The organism is Micromonospora sp. NPDC049801 (assembly GCF_040656575.1).
Classification (GTDB): domain Bacteria; phylum Actinomycetota; class Actinomycetes; order Mycobacteriales; family Micromonosporaceae; genus Micromonospora.
This window is the reverse complement of the sequence record NZ_JBFAMS010000005.1, coordinates 17,601-39,182: the sequence shown is the minus strand read 5'-3', so window position 1 is coordinate 39,182 and position 21,582 is coordinate 17,601. Positions and strand designations below refer to the sequence as shown.

The 21,582-nt window shown below is 70.8% G+C and carries 21 protein-coding genes; 2 read left to right on the top strand and 19 right to left on the bottom strand.

Annotated elements, in window-relative coordinates:
- Window position 1 precedes the first annotated feature (1 nt).
- The 19 genes from nuoH to paaA form a co-directional block, all read right to left on the bottom strand.
- Window positions 2–1,354, bottom strand: coding sequence for an NADH-quinone oxidoreductase subunit NuoH (gene nuoH, locus AB0I89_RS10735; protein WP_357123532.1), 1,353 nt, complete (start codon window positions 1,352–1,354; stop codon window positions 2–4).
- Entirely contained in the window at window positions 1,351–3,843 is a 2,493-nt protein-coding gene (locus tag AB0I89_RS10730) for an NADH-quinone oxidoreductase subunit G (RefSeq protein WP_357123529.1), read from the bottom strand. Before AB0I89_RS10730 ends, nuoH begins: the two co-directional genes overlap by 4 nt.
- The gene (gene nuoF / locus AB0I89_RS10725; RefSeq protein ID WP_357123526.1) at window positions 3,843–5,159 is read right to left on the bottom strand and encodes an NADH-quinone oxidoreductase subunit NuoF; all 1,317 of its coding nucleotides are present in this window, start codon (window positions 5,157–5,159) and stop codon (window positions 3,843–3,845) included. Before nuoF ends, AB0I89_RS10730 begins: the two co-directional genes overlap by 1 nt.
- Window positions 5,156–6,367, bottom strand: a complete 1,212-nt coding sequence (gene nuoE, locus AB0I89_RS10720; protein ID WP_357123523.1) for an NADH-quinone oxidoreductase subunit NuoE — start codon at window positions 6,365–6,367, stop codon at window positions 5,156–5,158. Before nuoE ends, nuoF begins: the two co-directional genes overlap by 4 nt.
- The gene (locus tag AB0I89_RS10715) at window positions 6,364–7,689 is read right to left on the bottom strand and encodes an NADH-quinone oxidoreductase subunit D (protein ID WP_357123520.1); all 1,326 of its coding nucleotides are present in this window, start codon (window positions 7,687–7,689) and stop codon (window positions 6,364–6,366) included. The genes nuoE and AB0I89_RS10715 overlap by 4 nt, the downstream gene beginning before the upstream one ends.
- Complete coding sequence (locus tag AB0I89_RS10710; protein ID WP_357123517.1) at window positions 7,686–8,423, bottom strand: NADH-quinone oxidoreductase subunit C; 738 nt, start codon at window positions 8,421–8,423, stop codon at window positions 7,686–7,688. The genes AB0I89_RS10715 and AB0I89_RS10710 overlap by 4 nt, the downstream gene beginning before the upstream one ends.
- A complete protein-coding gene (locus AB0I89_RS10705; RefSeq protein ID WP_007454590.1) occupies window positions 8,420–9,097 on the bottom strand; it encodes an NADH-quinone oxidoreductase subunit B in 678 nt (225 codons plus the stop codon). Before AB0I89_RS10705 ends, AB0I89_RS10710 begins: the two co-directional genes overlap by 4 nt.
- A 14-nt stretch (window positions 9,098–9,111) precedes the next feature.
- The gene (locus tag AB0I89_RS10700; protein ID WP_007454588.1) at window positions 9,112–9,477 is read right to left on the bottom strand and encodes an NADH-quinone oxidoreductase subunit A; all 366 of its coding nucleotides are present in this window, start codon (window positions 9,475–9,477) and stop codon (window positions 9,112–9,114) included.
- A 135-nt stretch (window positions 9,478–9,612) separates the two neighbouring features.
- Window positions 9,613–10,890, bottom strand: coding sequence for a geranylgeranyl reductase family protein (locus tag AB0I89_RS10695; protein WP_357123514.1), 1,278 nt, complete (start codon window positions 10,888–10,890; stop codon window positions 9,613–9,615).
- A gap of 139 nt (window positions 10,891–11,029) precedes the next feature.
- The gene (locus tag AB0I89_RS10690; RefSeq protein ID WP_357123511.1) at window positions 11,030–11,254 is read right to left on the bottom strand and encodes a hypothetical protein; all 225 of its coding nucleotides are present in this window, start codon (window positions 11,252–11,254) and stop codon (window positions 11,030–11,032) included.
- A 114-nt stretch (window positions 11,255–11,368) separates the two neighbouring features.
- Window positions 11,369–12,079, bottom strand: coding sequence for a demethylmenaquinone methyltransferase (locus AB0I89_RS10685; protein ID WP_357123508.1), 711 nt, complete (start codon window positions 12,077–12,079; stop codon window positions 11,369–11,371).
- Between the two features lie 128 nt (window positions 12,080–12,207).
- Window positions 12,208–13,458: an LPXTG cell wall anchor domain-containing protein gene (locus AB0I89_RS10680; protein ID WP_357123505.1), complete on the bottom strand. Its 1,251-nt coding sequence runs from the start codon at window positions 13,456–13,458 to the stop codon at window positions 12,208–12,210.
- Between the two features lie 364 nt (window positions 13,459–13,822).
- A complete protein-coding gene (gene mqnC / locus AB0I89_RS10675; RefSeq protein WP_357123502.1) occupies window positions 13,823–15,013 on the bottom strand; it encodes a cyclic dehypoxanthinyl futalosine synthase in 1,191 nt (396 codons plus the stop codon).
- A gap of 73 nt (window positions 15,014–15,086) precedes the next feature.
- Complete coding sequence (locus AB0I89_RS10670; RefSeq protein WP_357123499.1) at window positions 15,087–15,482, bottom strand: hypothetical protein; 396 nt, start codon at window positions 15,480–15,482, stop codon at window positions 15,087–15,089.
- Window positions 15,479–16,588: a 1,2-phenylacetyl-CoA epoxidase subunit PaaE gene (paaE, locus tag AB0I89_RS10665; RefSeq protein WP_357123496.1), complete on the bottom strand. Its 1,110-nt coding sequence runs from the start codon at window positions 16,586–16,588 to the stop codon at window positions 15,479–15,481. The genes AB0I89_RS10670 and paaE overlap by 4 nt, the downstream gene beginning before the upstream one ends.
- Entirely contained in the window at window positions 16,585–17,091 is a 507-nt protein-coding gene (gene paaD, locus AB0I89_RS10660; protein WP_357123493.1) for a 1,2-phenylacetyl-CoA epoxidase subunit PaaD, read from the bottom strand. The genes paaE and paaD overlap by 4 nt, the downstream gene beginning before the upstream one ends.
- Window positions 17,088–17,813 (bottom strand): 1,2-phenylacetyl-CoA epoxidase subunit PaaC, encoded by a 726-nt coding sequence (paaC, locus tag AB0I89_RS10655; protein ID WP_357123489.1) that lies wholly within the window; start codon window positions 17,811–17,813, stop codon window positions 17,088–17,090. The genes paaD and paaC overlap by 4 nt, the downstream gene beginning before the upstream one ends.
- Before the next feature lie 76 nt (window positions 17,814–17,889).
- Window positions 17,890–18,177, bottom strand: a complete 288-nt coding sequence (gene paaB, locus AB0I89_RS10650) for a 1,2-phenylacetyl-CoA epoxidase subunit PaaB (protein WP_266248073.1) — start codon at window positions 18,175–18,177, stop codon at window positions 17,890–17,892.
- Window positions 18,174–19,253 carry a 1,2-phenylacetyl-CoA epoxidase subunit PaaA gene (gene paaA, locus AB0I89_RS10645; RefSeq protein ID WP_357123485.1) on the bottom strand — a complete coding sequence of 360 codons (1,080 nt, stop codon included), beginning with the start codon at window positions 19,251–19,253 and terminating at the stop codon, window positions 18,174–18,176. The genes paaB and paaA overlap by 4 nt, the downstream gene beginning before the upstream one ends.
- 371 nt (window positions 19,254–19,624) lie before the next feature.
- On the opposite strand from paaA, the gene AB0I89_RS10640 reads away from it, so the two are divergent.
- Both AB0I89_RS10640 and AB0I89_RS10635 read left to right on the top strand, forming a co-directional pair.
- A complete protein-coding gene (locus tag AB0I89_RS10640; protein WP_357123482.1) occupies window positions 19,625–20,614 on the top strand; it encodes a hypothetical protein in 990 nt (329 codons plus the stop codon).
- A complete protein-coding gene (locus tag AB0I89_RS10635) occupies window positions 20,614–21,576 on the top strand; it encodes a hypothetical protein (protein WP_357123479.1) in 963 nt (320 codons plus the stop codon). Before AB0I89_RS10640 ends, AB0I89_RS10635 begins: the two co-directional genes overlap by 1 nt.
- The last annotated feature ends 6 nt before the right edge of the window (window positions 21,577–21,582 follow it).

The window sequence follows — 21,582 nt, the reverse complement described above, 5'->3', positions numbered from 1 at the left end:
GTCACACCTCCCTGGAGTCCGAGCCGGCGACGATGTTGGCCGGCTCCCGCTCGGCGACCACGCGCGTGATACGCGGGCTCGGTGGTACCTGTAGATCCATCGGCGGCAGCGGGAAGCTCCCGTACGGCCGGCTGTCGACCTGCTCCTGCGTGGTCGGCTGCGGCTGCGGCTTCCGGCTCGGCCAGAAGAGCGTGGCGAGCAGCAGGATGCCGGCCGGGATACTCACGGCGATGACCTTGCCGCGGGTGTCCCAGTCCTCGATCGAGCGCAGGCCCGACAGGACCAGGATCCAGACCAGGTTGATCGGCAGCAGAACCTTCCAGCCGAAGCGCATGAACTGGTCGTAGCGCAGTCGGGGCAGCGTGCCGCGCAGCCACACGAAGACGAAGACCAGCGCGATCACCTTGCCGAAGAACCAGAGCATCGGCCACCAACCGGAGTTGGCGCCCTCCCACAGCGTGATCGGCCAGGGCGCCCGCCAGCCGCCGAGGAACAGCGTGGTGGTGACCGCGGACATGGTCACCATCGCGACGTACTCGCTGAGCATGAAGAGCGCGAACTTCAGCGAGCTGTACTCGGTCATGAAGCCGGCGACCAGCTCGGACTCGGCCTCGGGCAGGTCGAACGGCGCCCGGTTGGTCTCACCCACCGTGGCGATGAAGAAGATGACGAAGCTGGGCAGCAGCAGGATCGCGTACCAGCCCGGGGCCGGGATCTCGGTGCCGAAGATGGTCAGCCGGGTGGCGTCACCCTGTGCGGCGACGATCCCGCTGGTACTCATCGTGCCGGCGGTCATGAAGACCGCCACGATGCTCAGGCCCATCGCGACCTCGTACGAGATCATCTGGGCGCTCGACCGGAGACCACCGAGCAGCGGGTACGTCGAGCCGGAGGCCCAGCCGCCCAGCACGATGCCGTAGACGCCCATCGAGGAGCAGGCCAGCAGCAGGAGCACGGCCACCGGCACGTCGGTGACCTGCAACGGCGTGTGGTGGCCGAAGATGCTCACCATCGGGCCGAACGGCACCACCGCCAGCGCGGTGACCGCGCAGATCACCGAGATCGTCGGTGCGAAGAAGTAGACGACCTTGTCGGCCGCCTTCGGGAGGATGTCCTCCTTGAAGGCCATCTTCAGGCCGTCGGCGAGGGTCTGCAACAGGCCGAGCGGGCCGACCTGATTCGGGCCGGGCCGCACCTGCATGTAACCGACCACGCGCCGTTCGAACCAGACACCGAGCAGGGTGGCCAGCAGACCGAACGCGAAGGCGAAGACAATCTTGCCGAGAACCAGCCACCACGGATCCCGACCGAAGTCGGCAAGCGTCGGGTCCTGAGCCAGGACGATCGAGTTCACTGGTTACCCCCAGAACTGAGGATGGTCTCGTCGGCCGCCACGCGTCCGGCCGGGATGGCCGTACCCGATGCGGGAACGGAGATCCGGACGACCGTGCCGGACGTCGCCCCGAGGCTGCGTCGCACGGTCGAACCGGGTGAGTTCGTGGGCAGCCAGACCACGCCGTCCGGCATCTCGGTGATCTCCGCCGGCAGGGTCAGCGCGCCCCGGTCGGTGCCGACCGTGACCGCGTCACCGTCGGCGACACCGAGCGCCTCGGCGGTGCCCTTGCCCAGCCGGACCACCGGCGGGCGGGCGGTCCCGGCGAGGTTCTCGTCGCCCTCGGTCAGGGTGCCGTTGTCGACGAGCTGGTGCCAGGTGGCCAGCACGGCCTCCCCGGCGGCCGGGTGCGGCACGGTGCCCGGCGACACCGACGGCGCGGACGGCCGGGACATGCGCGTGGCCGGCAGCGAGCCCAGCTCGCGGCGGACACTCGGCACGTCGGCGGTGCCGAGGCTTACGTCGAGGAGCGCGGCCAGCGCGTCGAGCACCCGCCCGTCGGTCATCGCGGCGGTGTTCAGCACCGCCTCGAACGGACGCAGCCGGCCCTCCCAGTCGAGGAAGCTGCCGGCCTTCTCGACCACCGGGGCGACCGGCAGCACCACGTCGGCCCGCCGGGTCACCGCGCTGGCGCGCAGTTCCAGGCTGACCAGGAACGGCACCGCGTCCAGCGCGGCCTCGGCCAGCCGCGGGTCGGCCAGGTCGGCCGGGTCGACGCCGCCGACCAGCAGCGCGCCGAGCTGTCCGTTGGCCGCCGCCGCCAGGATGCCGTCGGTGTCCCGACCGGCCTGGCTGGGAATCACCCCGGCCGGAATGTCCCACGCCTCGCCCAGTTCGGCCCGCGCGGCCGGCTCGGTGACCAGCCGGCCCCCGGGGAGCAGGTTGGGCAGGCAGCCCGCGTCGACCGCGCCGCGGTCACCCGCGCGCCGCGGCACCCAGGCCAGCTTCGCACCGGTACGCCGGGCCACGTCCGCCGCGGCGGAGAGCCCGCCCGGCACACCGGCCAGCCGCTCACCCACGATGAGGATCGCGCCCGGCGCGCTCAGCGCCTCGGTGACCGTGGCGTGCTCGGCGAGCACGCTCGCCTCCTCGCCCGGCACGACCCGGGCCAGCTTGGCGCCGAGCTTCTCCAGGCCGCGGGTGGCGAACGGCGCCAGCGCGTACACCGTCAGGGTCTTCTTCAGGTACGCCTTGCGCAGCCGCAGGAAGAGGATCGGGCACTCCTCCTCCGGCTCCAGGCCCACCAGCACCACGGCCGGCGCGTTCTCCACGTCGGTGTAGGTGACGTCGGTGACCCCGGCGACCGAGCTGGCCAGGAAGTCGGCCTCCTCGCGGGAGACCGGCCGGGCCCGGAAGTCGATGTCGTTGGTGTTCAGCGCGACCCGGGCGAACTTCGCGTACGCGTAGGCGTCCTCGACGGTCAGCCGACCGCCGGTGAGCACCGCCGTGCCCTGGCCGCCCTCGCGGGCCGCGTGCAGCCCTTCGGCGGCCCGGGTCAGCGCCTCACTCCAGGACGCCTCCCGCAGCTCACCGGTGTGCTCGTCGCGGACCAGCGGGTTGGTCAGGCGGTCGGCGGCCCGGGTGTACTGGAAGCCCCAGCGGCCCTTGTCGCAGTTCCACTCCTCGTTCACGGCCGGCTCGTCACCGGCGAGCCGGCGCAGCACCTTGCCGCGCCGCCAGTCGGTGCGCTGCCCGCAGCCGGCCGAGCAGTGCTCGCAGACGCTCGGGCTGGACACCAGGTCGAACGGACGGGCCCGGAACCGGTACTGCGCGCCGGTCAGCGCCCCCACCGGGCAGATCTGCACGGTGTTGCCGGAGAAGTAGGAGTTGAACGGCACGTCACCGTCGTCGCCCTGCTCGCCGTACGCGTCGTCCCGGTAGATGTTGATTTCCTCGGCGGACGACCGGCCCATCAGGTCGATGAACTTGTCGCCGGCGATCTCCTCGGAGAACCGGGTGCAGCGCTGGCAGAGCACGCAGCGCTCGCGGTCCAGCAGCACCTGGCTGCTGATCGCCATCGGCTTCTCGTACTCGCGCTTGTGCTCGTGGAAGCGCGAGTCGGTGCGGCCGGTGGACATCGCCTGGTTCTGCAGGGGGCACTCGCCGCCCTTGTCACACATCGGGCAGTCCAGCGGGTGGTTGAGCAGCAGCAGCTCCATCACCCCCTCCTGCGCCTTCTGGGCGACCGGGGAGGTGAGCTGGGTCCGGACGACCATGCCGTCGGCGACGGTCTGGGTGCAGGAGGCGACCGGCTTGCGTTGCCCCTCCACCTCGACCAGGCACTGCCGGCACGCGCCGGCCGGGGCCAGCAGCGGGTGGTCGCAGAACCGGGGGATCTCGGTGCCCATCTGCTCGGCGACCCGGATCAGCAGCGCCCCCTTGGGGGCGGTGACCTCGACGCCGTCGATGGTGAGGGTGACGGTCTCGGTCTGCTTGGCTACGTCGGTCATCAGTGCGCCCCTACCAGGGTCTTCTCCGACAGCATGGGAGCTTTACGACCCTCGATGTAGTCGAGGTAGTCCTGCTTGAAGTACTTCAGCGACGAGGTCACCGAGCTGGTCGCACCGTCACCCAGGCCGCAGAACGAGCGGCCGAGGATGTTGTCGCAGGTGTCCAGGAGGGTGTCCAGGTCCTCGTGGGTGCCCTGGCCGGAGAGGATCCGCCGGTAGACCCGGACCATCCAGTAGTTGCCCTCCCGGCACGGGGTGCACTTGCCACACGACTCGTGGTGGTAGAACTCCAGCCACCGGTACGTCGCGTAGACCGGGCAGTCCTGGTCGGAGAAGATTTGCGTGGCCGTGGTGCCCAGGATCGAGCCGGCCGCCGCCACGCCCTCGAAGTCCAGCGGCACGTCCAGGTGCTCGGCGGCGAGCAGCGGGGTCGACGATCCACCCGGGGTCCAGAACCGCAGGTTGTGACCGGGCTGCATGCCGCCGGCAAGTTCCAGCAGCTCCCGCAGCGTGACACCCATCGAGCACTCGTACTGGCCCGGGTTGGCGATCCGGCCGGAGAGCGAGTAGATCATCGGTCCGGAGGACTTCTCGGTGCCCATGGACTTCCACCAGTCGGCCCCGCCGAGCACGATCGGCGGGACGCTGGCGATGGTGCCGACGTTGTTCACCACCGTCGGGCTGGCGTACAGGCCGTGGGTGGCCGGGAACGGCGGGCGCAGCCGGGGCTGCCCCCGGAACCCCTCCAGCGAGTCGAGCAGCGCCGTCTCCTCGCCACAGATGTACGCCCCGGCGCCGGAGTGCACGACCAGCTCCAGGTCGAAGCCGCTGCGCATGATGTTGCGACCCAGGTAGCCCTTGTCGTACGCCTCCTGGACGGCGTTGCGCAGCCGCCGGGCGGCGTGCACGGCCTCGCCCCGGATGTAGATGTAGGCGCGGCTGGCCCGGATCGCGTACGACGCGATGATCACGCCTTCGACCAGCGCGTGCGGATCGTGGGTCATCAGCGGGAGGTCCTTGCAGGTGCCCGGCTCGCCCTCGTCGGCGTTGACCACCAGGTAGTGCGGCTTGCCGTCCCCCTGCGGGATGAAGCCCCACTTGAGACCGGTGGGGAAGCCGGCGCCGCCACGACCGCGCAGCCCGGAGTCCTTGATCAGCTGGATCAGGTCATCCGGGTGGGCCTTGAGGGCCTTGCGCAGCGCGGCGTAGCCGTCGAGCTGCTCGTAGGTGCCGATCCGCCAGGCGTCCGGTGACAGCCAGCGCTTGGTCAGCACCGGCGTCAGCTTGGCCAGCGTCTCCGGGCGGGGAGTGGTCACTTGTGGGCCCCCGTTTCGCTCGCGGCGGCGGGGTCCGTGCCATCCGCGTCCGCCGACGCTTCGGTGAGGTTGCGCTCCTGCGCGCCGGTCGAGTCACCGGCGGGCTTACCGTCGCCGGCCGGGGCGTTGGCCGCCGCGCCGGCGGCCTGGGCCGCCTGCGCGTCGCGCGGTCCCGGCGGCGAGGTCTCCGCCGGCACCTTCGTGCCGGGCGCGTCCGGCACGGCCGTCTCCGCGTCGGGCTGCCGGGTCTCGGCGGTACGCACCTGCGGCGACTTGTCGTCCGGCGCCTTCACGTCCGGTGCGGTGCTGCCGGTGGCCGCCGCCGGCTCGACCCGCTCGGCGGTGCCGGCCGTACCCGTGGGGGTGGCCGCGCCGTCGCCGCTGGTGACCGGGGTGGCGGGGGCCGCAGCCGGGGTGGCCGCTCCGTCGCCGCCCTTGACCGGCGCGGTGCTGGCCTCGACGGGTGCCGGCTTGGCGGCCTCCGCCTTCGCCTTCGCCTCGGCGGCTGCCTTGTCGGCCTCGGCCTTGCTGCGGATCGGGGTGTTCGGGTCGAAGCCCGGCACCGAGACGCCGTGCTCCTGCGCCAACCGCAGACCCCGCAGGGTCGGCTCGCCCGGCCCGCCGTCGGCGACCGCGCCGTCGCGCTCGTCGGCGAATCCGGCGAGCTGCACCGCCATCTCCTTCAGCGTGCACAGCCGCGCGCCGCGCGTCGGCATCGGCCGGCCGCCCGCGCGCAGCTCGTCGACCACACCGACCGCCGTGGACGGGTCCACGCCGTCGAAGAAGTCGTAGTTGACCGTCATCACCGGGCCGTAGTCGCAGGCCGCCAGGCACTCGGCGTGCTCCAACGTGACGGTGCCGTCGGCGGTCGTCTCGTCGTGCCCGACACCCAGGTGCTCGGAGAGGGTGTCGTAGACCTCCTGGCCGCCCAGCACGTTGCACATCGTGTTGGTGCAGACGCTGACCAGGAAGTCGCCGGTGGGCTTGCGCTTGTACATGGTGTAGAAGGTGGCGACCGCGCCGACCTGGGCCTTGTTCAGCCCGAGCACCTCGGCGCAGAACGTCACGCCGGCCGGAGAGACGTACCCCTCCTCGGACTGGACCAGGTGTAGCAGCGGCAGCAGGGCCGAGCGGGACCGGTCCGCCGGGTAGCGGGCGATGATCTCGCGTGCCCGCTCCCGCGTCTCGTCAGTGAACGTCGTCGTCATCGGTCACAACCACCCATCACGGGATCCAGCGAGGCGCCGCCGGCGATCACGTCGGCGATCAGGCCACCCTCGGCCATCGCCGGGAGGGCCTGGAGGTTGACGAAGCTCGGCTCCCGGTAGTGCACCCGGTAGGGCCGGGTGCCACCGTCGGAGACGGCGTGCACGCCCAGCTCGCCGCGCGGCGACTCGATGCCGACGTACACCTGGCCGGGTGGGACCCGGAAGCCCTCGGTGACCAGCTTGAAGTGGTGGATCAGCGACTCCATCGACTGACCCATGATCTTCGCGACGTGCTCCAGCGAGTTGCCCATGCCGTCCACGCCGATGGCGAGCTGCGCGGGCCACGCGATCTTGCGGTCGGCGACCATCACCGGGCCCGGGCGCAGCCGGTCCAGCGCCTGCTCGACCAGCTTCATCGACTCACGGATCTCGGCGAGCCGGACCTGGTAGCGGCCCCACACGTCGCCGTCGGGGTGGGTCGGCACGTCGAACTCGTACGTCTCGTAACCGCAGTACGGCATGGTCTTGCGCAGGTCCCAGGCGAGCCCGGCCGAGCGCAGCACCGGACCGGTGATGCCGAGCGCCACGCAGCCGGTCACGTCCAGCACCGCGACGTTCTTCGTCCGCTCGGTCCAGATGGGCTGGCCGGAGAGCAGGTCCTCGTACTCCTTGAGCTTCTTCGGCATCATCTTCAGGAAGTCGCGGATCTTGCGGATCGCGTCGTCCGGCACGTCCTGCGCCACACCGCCCGGCCGGACGTACGCGTGGTTCATCCGCAGGCCGGTGATGGTCTCGAAGATGTCGAGGATGTACTCCCGTTCGCGGAAGCCGTACAGCATGATCGAGATGGCGCCCAGCTCCATGCCGGTGGTGGCCAGCCAGACCAGGTGCGACGAGATCCGGTTGAGCTCCATCATCAGCACGCGGATGGTGGTGGCGCGCTCGGTCACGTCGTCGGTGATGCCGAGCAGCTTCTCCACCGCGAGGGCGTACGCCGTCTCGTTGAAGATCGGGGAGAGGTAGTCCATCCGGGTCACGAACGTCGAACCCTGCACCCAGTTGCGGTACTCGAGGTTCTTCTCGATACCCGTGTGCAGGTAGCCGACGACCGAGCGGGCCTCGCGGACCGTCTCGCCCTCCAGCTCGAGGATCAGTCGGAGCACCCCGTGGGTCGACGGGTGCTGCGGACCCATGTTGACCACGATGCGCTCGTCGTTGATCGGGTCGGTGCCCGACACGACCGTGTCCCAGTCCCCACCGGTGACGGTGAAGACCCTGCCCTCGGTGGTCTCGCGTTCGGTCGCGTAGTTCGACGTGGTCACTGGTAGGACCTCCTCCGGTCCGGCGGCGGAATCTCGGCGCCCTTGTACTCGACGGGCACGCCACCGAGCGGGTAGTCCTTGCGCTGCGGGTGGCCCTCCCAGTCGTCCGGCATGAGGATCCGGGTCAGGTTGGGGTGGCCGTCGAAGACGATGCCGAACATGTCGTACGCCTCCCGCTCCTGCCAGTCGGCCGTCGGGTAGACGGCGGTGACGCTGGGCAGGTGCGGAGACTCGGCCGGGACCGCGGCTTCCAGCCGGATCCGACGCCGGTACGTCATCGAGGTGAGCAGGTAGACCGCGTGCAGCCGGCGCTCGTCGGCGCCGAGGTAGTCCACCCCGGACACCGAGGAGCACAGCTCGAACCGCAGCGCCATGTCGTCGCGCAGCACCTGGCAGACCTCGGCGATCCGCTCCGGGCGTACGTGCAGGGTCAGTTCGCCCCGGTCGACGACCACCTTCTCGATCGCGTCCCCGAAGGCCGGGTACGCCTCTTCCAGCGCGTCGCGGACCTCGTCGAAGTACCCGCCGTACGGCCGGGCGGCCTCCTCGATCGGCTGGCGCGGGCGGACCAGGCCGCCGTAGCCGGACACGTCACCCGTGCCCTGGTTGCCGAACATCCCGCGACCCGCCGGGCTGGCCGGCGGGTACTCGGCCGGGGCGGTGCCGCTCGCGCCGGGCGGCGTCACCGGCACCGGCACCCCGCCGTCGTTGGTCTTGTCCGTGGGAGACGTCATTTCGGGCCTGCCTGCGGGTGGAGATGGTTCTGGGCGTTCATCCAGTTCTCGATCCGCAACTGCTCCTCGCGCCCCTCGCGGACCGCCTGGGTCCACTCGGCGCGCCGGGCCTTGTCGTTGCGGTAGGAGGACGGCATCGAGCCGTACGGCACGACCGGAACGTCGCCGCGCTCCTGGCGGGCCGCCAGCATCTTGCGACCGTTCGGGCCCAGCGGCTCGTACATGATCTTCTCGCGGAGCTTGAGGATCGCGTCGATGAGCATCTCCGGCCGGGGCGGGCAGCCGGGCAGGTACATGTCGACCGGTACGACGTGGTCGACGCCCTGCACGATGGCGTAGTTGTTGAACATGCCGCCGCTGCTGGCGCAGACGCCCATCGAGAGCACCCAGCGGGGCTCGGCCATCTGGTCGTAGATCTGGCGCAGCACCGGTGCCATCTTCTGGCTGACCCGGCCGGCCACGATCATCAGGTCGGCCTGCCGGGGCGAGGCCCGGAAGACCTCCATGCCCCAGCGGCCCATGTCGTAGTGCGGACCACCGGCGGCCATCATCTCGATGGCGCAGCAGGCCAGGCCGAAGGTCGCGCCCCACACGGACGACTTCCGGGACCAGTTGACCAGCTTCTCCACCGAGGTGAGCAGGACGCCGGCGGGGAGCTTCTCCTCGATGCCCATCTGACGTTCCTTCCTCAGTCCCAGTCCAGGCCGCCGCGCCGCCACACATAGGCGTACGCGACGAAGACCGCGACGATGAACAGGACCATCTCCACGAAGCCGAAGATCGGCAGAGCGTCGAACGAGACCGCCCAGGGGTAGAGGAAGATGATCTCGATGTCGAAGACGATGAAGAGCATCGCCGTCAGGTAGAACTTGATCGGGAACCGCCCGCCGCCGACCGGCTGCGGGCTGGGCTCGATGCCGCACTCGTACGCCTCGAGTTTGGCCTTGTTGTAGCGACGGGGACCGGCGAAGCGGGCGGCGCCGACGGAGAACAGCGAGAACGCCGCGGCGAGGGCGAACAGCCCGATGATCGGTGCGTAAGGCGAGAGCGACATCGTTTTCTCCTGCTCGTCCTTCCCTGCCGTCAGTGCTTGACGAAAATCACACTATTCACGTCCCTCGCGGTGGCTGCCGGCGGGGGTCGATCTTTGTCGGCTCCGAGGCTGTGACCAGCACCGATGCCGTCCCAACTAGACGGCTGGCGCCGCCTTCGTCATCGCATTGATGACCCGGTCCATCGCGTCCCCACCCCGGGGGTCGGTCAGGTTGGCCAGCAACTTGAGGACGAAACGCATCAGCGTCGGATGGGGCATGCCGTGTTTGGTGGCGATCCGCATGATCTCCGGACGGCCGATCAGTTTCACGAAGATGCCACCGAGGCGGTAGTAACCGCCGAGGCGGGCCTTCAGCTCGTTCGGGTACGCCAGGAGCGCCCGCTCCCGCTCCGGCCCGGCCGGACGCGCGAGGGCCTGCACCGCCACCTCCGCGGCCAGCTCGCCGGACTCCATGGCGTACGCGATGCCCTCACCGTTGAACGGGTTGACCATGCCGCCGGAGTCGCCGACCAGCAGGACGCCACGGGTGTAGTGCGGCACCCGGTTGAAGCCCATCGGCAGGGCGGCGCCGAGGATCGGGCCGTCCGCGTTGGTCTCGTCGGTCATCCCCCACTCGGCGGGGGTGTTGGCCAGCCAGTCGGTGAGCAGCCTGCGGTAGTTGGTCTTGCCGAACGCGGACGACGAGTTGAGCACGCCGAGGCCGACGTTGACCCGCCCGTCGCCGAGCCCGAAGATCCAGCCGTACCCGGGCAGCAGGTTGTCGCCGCTGTCCTTGCTGCGCAGCTCCAACCACGACTCCAGGTAGTCGTCGTCGTGCTTGGCCGGCGAGTGGTAGTAGCGGCGGACGGCCACGCCGATCGGCCGGTCCTCCCGCTTGGCGAGCCCGAGCGCGAGCGGGAACCGACCGGAGACGCCGTCGGCGGCCACGACCAGCGGGGCGTGGAAGGTGGCGGGCTCCTTGCCGGGCCCCACCTCCGCCTGCACGCCGGTCACCCGGCCGTCGTCGTCGAGCACCGGGCCCAACACGTTGACGTTGGTCCGCAGTTTGGCGCCGGCCGCGACCGCGCGCTGGGCGAGCAGGTCGTCGAAGTCCAGCCGGGTACGGACCAGCCCGTAGTTCGGGAAGCTGGCCAGCTCCGGCCAGTCCAGTTCCAGGCGTACGCCGCCGCCGATCACCCGCAGGCCCTTGTTGTGCAGCCAGCCGGCCTCGGGCGAGGTGTCCACGCCCATCCGGATGAGCTGGCGCACCGCGCGCGGGGTCAACCCGTCGCCGCAGACCTTCTCCCGGGGGAACTCGGTCTTCTCCAACACCAGAACCCGTACGCCGTGCCGGGCCAGGTGGTACGCAGTCGCCGATCCACCGGGACCGGCGCCAACGACGATGACATCGGCGTCGTGTTCCACCGCGGTCATTCGCGCCTCCTCCCGCACGCTCGTGAAATGCTTCACAAGCCAGACGGGACGAGTGTATGACCGGCGTCATACCTGCGCAGGATCAGGGGTACCTAACTCGCCGATGTGACAGCCGACGACCGTCCACAGCAGCCGACTGTCAGGCCGGGCTGGGCGCGTCCAGGCCGGCGTCGACCCGGATCGTCTCCGGCAGATGCTCCCGCAGCGCGCCGCCCGCCGCCCGGTCCAGGGCGGCCAGCACCTCGGCGACCACCTGCCGGACGTCCGTCGGGTCCGCGCCGGCCAGCGCGCGCAACTGCGTGATGAGTTCGGCCGCGTCGTCGTCGGTGGCGGCCACCGGGCTCGCCGGGTCTGCTCCGGTCATGCGGACGAGCGTACGGCGCAAAGTGGACTAAAGTCGGATATTCCTGAAACGCGCAAGCATCTCGCGTGCTACGCGCGGACGTCTCGCCGGGCTACGTCCGGACGTGTCGCCGGGCTACGCGCGGACAGCCCGGTGCAGCGCGACCACACCGCCGGTCAGGTTGCGCCATCCCACCCGACCCCACCCCGCCGCGGCCACCCGCCCGGCCAGCGCCGCCTGGTCCGGCCACGCCCGCACCGACTCGGCCAGATAGACGTACGCGTCGGGGTTGCTCGACACCGCGCGGGCCACCACCGGCAGCGATCGCATCAGGTACGACAGGTACACCGTCCGGAAGACCGGGTTGATCGGGGTGCTGAACTCGCACACCACCAGTCGACCACCCGGCCGGGTGACCCGGGCCAGCTCGCGCAGCGCCGCGTCGGTGTCGTTGACGTTCCGCAGGGCGAAGGAGATGGTCACCGCGTCGAAGCTCGCGTCGGCGAACGGCAGCCGCAGCGCGTCACCGGCCAGCAACGGCACCTCGGGACGCACCCGCTTGCCGACCTGGAGCATGCCCAGCGACAGGTCCGCCCCCACCGCGTACGCCCCGGACTGGGCCAGCTCGCGGGTCGACACACCGGTGCCCGCTCCCACGTCCAGCACCCGCTCACCCGGTCGCAGCCCCAGGGCCGCGCGGGTGGCCCGCCGCCAGGAGCGGTCCTGCCCGAAGGCGAGCACGGTGTTGGTCAGGTCGTAGCGCTCGGCCACGCCGTCGAACATCGCGGCGACCTCGTGCGGTTGCTTGTCGAGACTGGCGCGCTGGCCCTGCGGGGTACGGCTCACCCCGTCCACTCTGCCAGCCCCGCGCGAGCCCTCGGCCGCTGGGTCCGCGTACCCCACGGTGGTCGGCGCCGCCGATATGCGCGAGGGCGGGGTGGTCGCCCACCCCGCCCTCGCGTCGCGCCTGCGGGTCAGTCGGTCGACGTCTCGTCGCCGGGAGCGACCATGACGACCTTGCGGCGGCGGGAGAGCACCAGCAGCGCCCCGCCGACGAGCAGGATCAGACCACCGATGCCGCCGATCAGGCCGGCCTGCACACCGGTGACCGGCAACCCGCCGCCACCGGAGCCACCGCCGCCGGTGGTCGGCGACGTGCTCGTGCCCGGCGTCGTCGTGCCGCCCGGAGTCGGAGTCGCGGTCGGCGTCGGGGTCGCGGTCGGCGTCGGGGTCGGCTGCGCGCTGAGGTCGACGAACACGTCGAACTGCGCGGTGTTGTCCACCTCGTCGGTCTCGGTGAACGCCCGGCGCTGCGCGCCGGAGGCGTCCCGCGGCGCCTCCTCGGGGCTGCCCTGGGTGGCCTCGAGACCGGCGGCCCAGACGAACCCGGGCCGGAGCACCGACTCGGTGACGTCCTCGCCGACCTTCACCCGGACGTCGGCCGTGTAGAACTGCCCGGGCTTCAGCACGACGCCACTGTCCTCGCAGTAGGCGTTGGCGAAGCCGCCCAGCGGCTGCTCGACGCAGCCCTCCGGCAGCTTGGCGAAGGTGACGCCGGCCGGCAGCGTGATCCCGTACGCCACGCCGGTCGCCTTCTTGCTGCCGTCGTTGTAGACCGCCCAGTCCAGCGGCGCGGTGTCGCCCCGCTTGACCGGCTTGAGGCCGGACTCGCCCGCCTCGTCGCCGTCCACCGTCACGTCGGCGTAGACGTCCTGCACCCAGGTGGTCAGGTCGTAACCCGGCTTGGCGACGGTGATGTCGTGCCGCACCTTGTTGTCCCGCGGGTTCGGGTCGGCGGTGGCCGAGCTGATGCTGACCACCAGCGTGCCGGCGTCGCCGCGACCGCCGGTCGAGAAGATCGGAATACCGAAGTCCTCCGTGGTGCCGGCGGCCAGGTCGCCGAGCAGGCAGGTGAAGGTCGTGCCCTTGAGGTCACAGCCGTCCGGCGCGAGGACGCCGACCTTGCGGTTCTTCAGGCCCTTCGTCTCCACGGTGACCCGGACGTCCTTGGCGTCGACCGCGCTTCGGGTGTTGTCGACCTGGAACTTGAACGGCTTGGCCTTGGCCGCCTTGACGCCCTGAGCCAGCTCGTAGCTGAGCGGCACCAGGGCCAGGTCGGCCTGGTCGGCGGCGTGCGCCGGGGCGGCGACGGTGGCCACGCCACCGGCCGCGAGCAGGGCCACGACGCCGGCACGAACCAGGGCCGAGCGGTGGAACGCTGTCATCAGTCCCCCGGGGGTAGGGAAGAAAATAGGATCGGTTGCGCCGAACGAGCGGACGTTATCGGAGGTCGATCTCCCACGCCAGCGTGGCGGCGGGTTTTCAACCGTCCGGCCTGGACCCGGCACACGGATCGGGCGGGATGGTCACCCATCCCGCCCGTACCGCCGTGCGTTATGTGAACGACCCTCATGGGCCGATGGAGGACGCGCCTCAGGCAGACGGCCGCACGCTATCCGCCGACGATCATCTCCACCAGACCCGCACCGGGCTATGCGCCGGCGAGCCGACCGGGAGGACCCGTACCGCCGAGTGGACGCAAGCGGAAGCAGGATCCCCGGTCAGCCGAACGGCCGGCCGCGACGTACCTCAGTTGACCTCGACGAGCGGCAGCGACCGGCCCGCGCCGCCGCCGGGCAGCGCGATCGACGAGAAGTGCGAGACCACCCGCTCGTCGGTCGGGTCGTCGGCCGGCGTGTGGTGCACCGCCAGCCGGTTGTAGAGGGTGTCGCGCTGCGCCGGGATCCGGTCGGCAGAGCGGATCATGCCGATCAGCTCGTGCAGGTTGGAGCGGTGCCGGGCGCCGGCGGAGGAGATCACGTTCTCCTCCAGCATGATCGAGCCGAGGTCGTCCACGCCCATGTGCAGGGCGAGCTGCCCGACGTCCTTGCCGGTGGTCAGCCAGGACGCCTGCAGGTGCGGCACGGTCTCGAAGAAGAGCCGGGCCACCGCGACCAGCCGCAGGTACTCGAGCGTGGTCGCCTGCGTACGACCCTTGAGGTGGTTGTTCTCCGGCTGGTACGTCCACGGGATGAACGACCGGAACCCGCCCGTACGGTCCTGCACGTCGCGGATCATCCGCAGGTGCTCGATCCGCTCGGCGTGCGTCTCGCCGGTGCCCATCATCATGGTCGCGGTCGACTCGACACCCTGCCGGTGGGCCAGCTCCATGACCTCCAGCCAGCGCTCGCCCGACTCCTTGAGCGGGGCGATGGCCCGGCGCGGGCGCTCGGGCAGCATCTCCGCGCCGGCGCCGGCGATCGAGTCGAGGCCGGCGGCCTTGATGCGGGCGATGGCCTCGTCCAGGCTGACGCCGGAGACCTTGGCCATGTGCAGGATCTCGCTCGGCCCGATCGAGTGGATGACCAACTGCGGGTACGCCTGCTTGACCGAGGAGAACAGCTCCTCGTAGTACTCGACGCCGTAGTCCGGGTGGTGCCCGCCCTGGAGCATCACCTGGGTCGCGCCCAGCTCGACCGCCTCGCCACAGCGACGCAGGATCTCCTCGGTCGGGTGCGTCCACCCCTCGGCGTGCTTCGGCGCGCGGTAGAACGCGCAGAACTTGCACGCCGTCACGCAGACGTTCGTGTAGTTGATGTTGCGATCGATCAGGTAGGTGACGACGTTGTCCGGATAGCGCCGCCGGCGCACCGCGTCCGCCGCCTCGCCCAACGCGTGGAAGGGCGCCTCGGTGTAGAGCAGCAGGGCTTCCTCGGGCGTGATCCGCCCGCCGTCCGCGCCACGCTGCAGGATGTCGTCGATCTCCCGGCTCACCGTCACAACCCCGAGCCTACGTCGCCTCACCCGGCTCGACCGCCAGGCCCCGTCGAGGTGCGGCACGTCCCACAGCCGGTCAGCTCTCGCGTACCTCGATGCGTATGTCGTAGGTGTCCCGCAACTCTGCGGCGAGCACCGGGCCCGCCCACGCCGGCACGTACGCCTCCCACCACGGCCCTTCACGCTGCGCCGGCATCCGCTGCTCGGAGAGCACCGCCCGGAACCGCTCGTCCGCCGCCGCGACCCGCTCCCGAACCCACCCCATCTGCGGAAAGCCGAACAACCGTTCGTCGGTCAGCACCCTGTCGATGGTGTGCCGGATGCTCAGGTCGAACCAGTACTCGTCGAGGATGTCGTCGTAGCCCTCCTCGCAGAACTCGACGACCTGCTCCCACCCCTCCACGAGACCGGTCGGACGCTGGCCCCCGGTCACCTCGGCGAACCGTTGCACGAACTGCCGGTCGTCGGTCATGCGTCGTAGTCGACCGTGAGCTTGTCGGTGGTCGGGCTGGACTGGCAGGTCAGCACATAGCCGGCGGCCACCTCGTCCGGCTCCAGGGCGTAGTTGCGGGCCATCGTGACCGACCCGTCGACGACCTTCGCCTTGCAGGTCGAGCAGACACCGCCCTTGCAGGCGTACGGCAGTTCGCCGCGCACCTTCAACGCGGCGTCCAGCACCCGCTGCTCCCGGCCCATGGTGAAACTCGACGAGCGGCCGTCCAGGACGATGGTGACGTCCGTCCCGACGCCCGGCTGCTCGGTGGGACGCGCCACCGGCTCGGGCGGCGCGTCGACGTGGAACAGCTCGGTGTGCACGGCCGACTCCGGCAGACCCCGCGCGGCCAGCACCTCCCGGGCGTCGACCACCATGCCGTACGGCCCGCAGAGGAACCACTCCTCGATCAGCTCGCCCGGGACAATGGTGCCCAGCAGGCGCCCCAACCGTTCGGCGTCGATCCGTCCGGACAGCAACGGCGACTCGCCCTGCTCCCGGGACAGCACGTGCACCAGGTGCAGCCGGGACGGGAACCGGTCCTTCAGGTCGGCCAACTCCTCGGCGAACATCACGGTGTTCGCCGTGCGGTTGCCGTACACCAGGGTGAAGGTGCTGGCCGGCTCGACGGCCAGGGCCGTCGCGACCAGCCCGAGCACCGGCGTGATGCCGGAGCCGGCGACGACCGCGCCGTAGTGGCGGACCCGGTCCGGCGCGAACGCCGTGGTGAAGGCGCCCAGCGGGGGCAGCACCTCGACCGTGTCGCCGCCGCGCAGCGCGCCGCACGCGAAGGCCGAGAAGGCGCCGCCGGGAACCTCCCGCACCCCGATCCGCAGCCGCCCGCGCCGGCCCAGGTCGTCGGGGGTGGAGCAGATGGAGTACGACCGGCGCACGTCCTCGCCGTCGTCGGTCACCCGCCGCACCGTCAGGTGCTGCCCCGCCTGGAAGGCGAAGGTCTCCCGCAACTCCTCGGGTACGGCGAAGGTGACCGCCACGGAGTCGTCGGTGAGCCGGTCGACGGCCGCGACCGACAGTGGGTGGAAGGCCGGCCGACGACGGACCGGCCGGGAGATGGTGACTGTCACAGCGCCTTCAGGTGGTCGAAGGGTTCGGAGCAGGAGCGGCAGCGCCACAACGCCTTGCAGGCGGTCGAGCCGAACCGGCTGACCTGCTCGGTCTCCGGGGAGCCGCAGAGCGGGCAGCGGACCGCGAGGGTCAGCGCCACCACGCCCGGGGCGGACGCCGGGGCGGGCGGGGCGATCCCGGCGGACGCGAGCTTGGCCCGCCCGGTGTCGGAGATCCAGTCGGTGCTCCACGGTGGGCTGTAGACCGTTCGCACGTCGACGTCCGGGTAACCGGCCTTCGCCAGGGCACGGCGCACGTCGGCCCGGATCACGTCCATGGCGGGGCAGCCGGTGTAGGTCGGGGTGATGGTGACGACGACCCGACCGGTGATCCGGTCCTGCTCGACCTCGCGGAGGATCCCCAGCTCGTCGATGGTGATCACCCGGATCTCCGGGTCCACCACGCTCGCCGCCGCCGTCCACGCGTCGGTCCGACTCCGCTGTGCGGTCGCTCCCGCGCTCACCACTGCGCCCCCGGGTGGGCGCGGTGCAGCACCTGCATCTCGGCCAGCAGGTAGGACAGGTGCTCGGTGTGTACACCGGCCCGCCCGCCGGTCGGCGCCCAGCCGCGCTCGGGACGGGTGAGCGTCGCCTCGGCCAACACCGGACCGACGACCTCGTCGAACGCCGGCCACAGACCCGCCGGATCGACCGGCGCCGCCGGGTCCGCCCCGAAAAGCTCATGGGTGTACGGCCAGACGTGGTCCACGGCCTCCTGCATCCGGCGGTGCGACTCCTCGGTGCCGTCACCGAGCCGCCTCACCCACAGCGCGCCGTGGTCCAGGTGGTACGCGGACTCCTTGCGCGCCTTCGCGCCGATCGCGGCCAACCGCTCGTCCGCGCAGCCGGCGAGCGCGGTGTAGAGCGGCACCTGGTACGCCGCCAGGAAGAACAGCTTCGCCATGGTCACCGCGAAGTCGCCGTTGGGCAGCTCGACCAGGAGCACGTTGCGGAACTCGCGGTCGTCGCGCAGGTACGCGAGCGCGTCCTCGTCCCGACCCGCGGCTTCCAGCTCACCCGCGTACGACAGCAGCAGCCGGGCCGCGCCGAGCTGGTCGAGGGCGATGTTGGCGAGCGCGATGTCCTCTTCCATCTCCGGCGCGCGGGTCGCCCACTCGGCCAGCCGCTGGGCGGCGACCAGCGCGTCGTCGCCCAGGCCGAGAGTGAAGGCGAAGGGCCCGTTCACGCCACCACCTCGCTCCGCTCGGCGGCGACGCGAAGCGCCCCGTTGCTGGACTGGCTGGTTCGCTCGCTCCGCTGGCTCACAGGTGTGCCACCCCGTCCGGGACCTCGTAGAAGGTGGGGTGGCGGTAGACCTTGTCGGCGGCCGGGTCGAAGAAGGCGTCCTTCTCGTCCGGGCTGGACGCGGTGATCGCGCCCGCCGGCACCACCCAGATCGACACGCCCTCCTGGCGGCGGGTGTAGAGGTCACGGGCGTTGCGCAGGGCCAGCTCGGCGTCCGGGGCGTGCAGGCTGCCGACGTGGGTGTGCGACAGGCCCCGCCGTGCCCGGACGAAGACCTCCCACAGAGGCGAGTGTTCGTTGCTCACGCGGCCACCTTCTCCCTCGCGTCGGCCCGCTTGGCGGCGTACGCCGCGGCGGCCTCGCGTACCCATGCGCCGTCGGCGTGGGCCGCCCGACGGTGCGCCATCCGCTCCCGGTTGCACGGTCCGTTGCCCTTGATGACCCGCATCAGCTCGTCGTAGTCCGGCTGGCTGTAGTCGTACGCCTGCCGCTCCTCGTTCCAGCGCAGGTCGTCGTCGGGAATGCGGAGCCCGAGGACCTCGGCCTGCCCGACGCACATGTCGACGAAGCGTTGGCGCAGGTCGTCGTTCGAGAAGCGCTTGATCTTCCAGGCCATCGACTGGGCGGAGTGGGTGGAGTCGCCGTCCGGCGGACCGAACATGGCCAGCGACGGGTACCACCAGCGGTCGACCGCGTCCTGGGCCATGGCCTTCTGCGCCGGGGTGCCGTGCGCGAGGGTGTGCAGGATCTCGTACCCCTGGCGCTGGTGGAACGACTCCTCCTTGCAGACCCGGATCATCGCCCGGGCGTACGGCCCGTAGGAGCAGCGGCACAGGGGCACCTGGTTGACGATTGCCGCACCATCCACCAGCCAGCCGATCGCGCCCACGTCGGCCCAGGTCAGGGTGGGGTAGTTGAAGATCGAGCTGTACTTCTGCCGGCCGTCGAGCAGCAACCGGACCAGTTCGTCGCGGCTGATGCCGAGGGTCTCGGCGGCGGCGTAGAGGTAGAGGCCGTGGCCGGCCTCGTCCTGGACCTTGGCCAGCAGGATCGCCTTGCGCTTGAGCGAGGGCGCCCGACTGATCCAGTTGCCCTCGGGCTGCATGCCGATGATCTCGGAGTGGGCGTGCTGCGCGATCTGCCGGATCAGCGTCCGCCGGTACGCCTCGGGCATCCAGTCGCGCGGCTCGATCTTCTGCTCCGCGTCGACCACCTCGGTGAAGTAGGCCGCCAGATCCTCGTCCGGCGCCGGGCCGCCGCGCCGTTCACGAGCGGCGGCGGCGCGCAACTCGGCCTCGGCCGCTTCGACCTCGCCGAGCAGGCCCGCGCCGGGCGCGTCGTCCGGTGCGTCGCCGGGGGCGGAGAAGTCGTTGCCATACATGAGGACAAGTGTTACAGCTTGCGCCCGAATGCACTAGGGGGTGTAACAGGAAACCCGAGTGACGTTCCGTCACCGATGGGCAGATCTCCGCTACCCACCGCAACACCGGCGTTTATGACGTGGCTCACGGAAAGGAGGTCAAATCTCCCATAAGGCGCAAAGCGCCGGGATTTTCTCCCGATTTCGCACGTTGCCCGGTGTCGCCCTCTGGCGATCGGCCCGTCCAGACGTAGACTTCTGCCGGTCACACGATCGGCTGCCCCCACGCCGGCTTCACAGAGGCCACCTCCCCCGGCCTCGGCGCACGCACCGGTCGCCCCGGACAACGAAGCCGGTCCCCCCGGCCCTGACATCTGGAGCTCACCCAACTCATGCGATCTCGCGTGACCATGGTGTTCGCCGTCGTGGCGATAATTCTCGGTGGCGTCCTACTGGTCCCCACCGCGTACGCCCGACTGTCCAGCGACGTCGGCGAAGGCGGCGGTGGTGGCGGCGCCGCCACCAGCAGCGTCGCCGCGCCCGCGCCGGCCCCGCCACCACCTCCCACGCTGGCCCCGGGCCGCGTGTCGGTGGCGTTCAAGGGTGAATTCTTCTCGTGGGCGCTGCTCGACCGGAAGACCGGCAAGGTCTCCGGATCGTCGAACATGAGCGCGACCAGCTCCACCGAATCGATGATCAAGGCGTGGATCGTCTCCGACTACCTGCGCCAGCTCAAGGACAGGGAGCCGCCGGCCGGGCTGAAGCAGGCGGCCAGCCTCGCCATCATCGACAGCAACGACGCCGCGGCCAACAAGGTCTACGCCGCCGCGGGTGGGTCGTACAAGCCGTCGAAGAGCAGCATCCCGGACCCGGTGATCCAGCGGGCGATCAAGACCTGCGGCCTGACCGACACCAAGCGCGGCAACACCGAGCCCTACACCGGATACTGGAGCTTCACCCGGATGTCCCCGCGCGACGCCGTCCGGCTCGGCGACTGCATCGCCGACGGTAAGGCCGCCGGCCCGAAGTGGACAAAGTGGGTGCTGGACCAGATGGCCAAGGTCCGGGGCAGCACCGACGCCCAGCGGGCCAGTTCCGGTGGCGGCCGCTGGGGGATCATCGACGGTCTACCCAAGTCGATCACCGCGCAGGGGCCGGTCAGCATGAAGAACGGCTGGACACCGATTGCCTCCGACGGAAACTGGCACGTCAACTGCCTCGCGGTCAACGGGAAGTGGAGTCTCGCGGTGATGCTGCGCTACTCGATCAAGCTAGGGCTGGACTACGGCGCGAAGGTCTGCGCCAGCGTCACCACCCAACTGGTCACCCCGCAGCCCGGCGCCGCGCTCAAGGTGCCGCAGCAGCCGGTCGGGAAGCTCTGATGGCCGGGAACCGGCGGGCCGATCGACGCGGTGCGGGCGAGACCTCGCCGCTGCGCCTGATCGCCGTCGCGGTCATCCTCATCGGGCTGGTGCTGGTCTCGCTACGCCTGCTGCCCGGGTCGCCGTTCGAGTCGGCCGCCGCCGCCAAGTGGGGTGACTCCGAGGCGACGACCAGCGACCGGTCCACCAACGCGGCCACCGACCGCAGCGCCCGCCAGCCGGCCCCGCCGAGCCCCAGCCCCAGCCCTTCGCTGACGCCGCTGCCGTTCGAGGCCAAGAACCTCGACCTCGACATCGAGGGCTGGTACTCCTGGAGCGTCCTCGACCGCCGGACCGGGAAGATCATCGGTTCGAAGAACATGGGTGAGACCAGCACCACCGCCTCGCTGATCAAGTCCTGGATCGTCGCCGACTACCTGCGCCGCGCCGCCGAGGCCGGCCAGACGCCGAGCGACGCGAAGCTCGCCGACGCCACCCGCATCATCCGGGACAGCGACAACACGCGGGCCGAGCAGTTCTACAACTCGGTCGGCCGGGACGCCTCGATCCGGCGGCTGCTCTCCATGTGCAAGCTGACCGACAGCAGCGTCGCCCCGGACAAGGGCTGGTCCCGTACCGCGCTCTCCCCCCGCGACACCGCGCGACTGGGCAACTGCATCGCCACCGGCACCGCCGCCGGACCGAAGTGGACCAAGTGGCTGCTCAACGAGATGAAGCTGGTCCGGGGCGCCGGTGACTTCGGTATCCGCAAGGCGTTCCCGCCCGCGCAGCAGAAGCAGATCGCCATCAAGAACGGGTGGATCGACCGGACCGCCGAGCAGGAGATGCACATCAACTGCCTGGCCATCGGCGACACCTGGACGATGGGCGTGATGGTCCGCTACCCGATCAACATGGGCTACGAGTACGGCATGAAGAACTGCCAGAAGATCACCGAGGCGCTGCTGCGCCCCGGCGTCTGATCCGGC

Bases quoted from the DNA above. Each gene is read 5' to 3' on its own strand.
- AB0I89_RS10730 (WP_357123529.1), bottom strand. From the start codon at position 3,843: ATGACCGACGTAGCCAAGCAGACCGAGACCGTCACCCTCACCATCGAC.
- nuoE (WP_357123523.1), bottom strand. From the start codon at position 6,367: ATGACGACGACGTTCACTGACGAGACGCGGGAGCGGGCACGCGAGATC.
- AB0I89_RS10710 (WP_357123517.1), bottom strand. From the start codon at position 8,423: ATGACGTCTCCCACGGACAAGACCAACGACGGCGGGGTGCCGGTGCCG.
- AB0I89_RS10705 (WP_007454590.1), bottom strand. From the start codon at position 9,097: ATGGGCATCGAGGAGAAGCTCCCCGCCGGCGTCCTGCTCACCTCGGTG.
- AB0I89_RS10700 (WP_007454588.1), bottom strand. From the start codon at position 9,477: ATGTCGCTCTCGCCTTACGCACCGATCATCGGGCTGTTCGCCCTCGCC.
- AB0I89_RS10695 (WP_357123514.1), bottom strand. From the start codon at position 10,890: ATGACCGCGGTGGAACACGACGCCGATGTCATCGTCGTTGGCGCCGGT.
- AB0I89_RS10690 (WP_357123511.1), bottom strand. From the start codon at position 11,254: ATGACCGGAGCAGACCCGGCGAGCCCGGTGGCCGCCACCGACGACGAC.
- AB0I89_RS10680 (WP_357123505.1), bottom strand. From the start codon at position 13,458: ATGACAGCGTTCCACCGCTCGGCCCTGGTTCGTGCCGGCGTCGTGGCC.
- AB0I89_RS10670 (WP_357123499.1), bottom strand. From the start codon at position 15,482: ATGACCGACGACCGGCAGTTCGTGCAACGGTTCGCCGAGGTGACCGGG.
- paaA (WP_357123485.1), bottom strand. From the start codon at position 19,253: ATGTATGGCAACGACTTCTCCGCCCCCGGCGACGCACCGGACGACGCG.
- AB0I89_RS10640 (WP_357123482.1), top strand. From the start codon at position 19,625: ATGCGATCTCGCGTGACCATGGTGTTCGCCGTCGTGGCGATAATTCTC.
- AB0I89_RS10635 (WP_357123479.1), top strand. From the start codon at position 20,614: ATGGCCGGGAACCGGCGGGCCGATCGACGCGGTGCGGGCGAGACCTCG.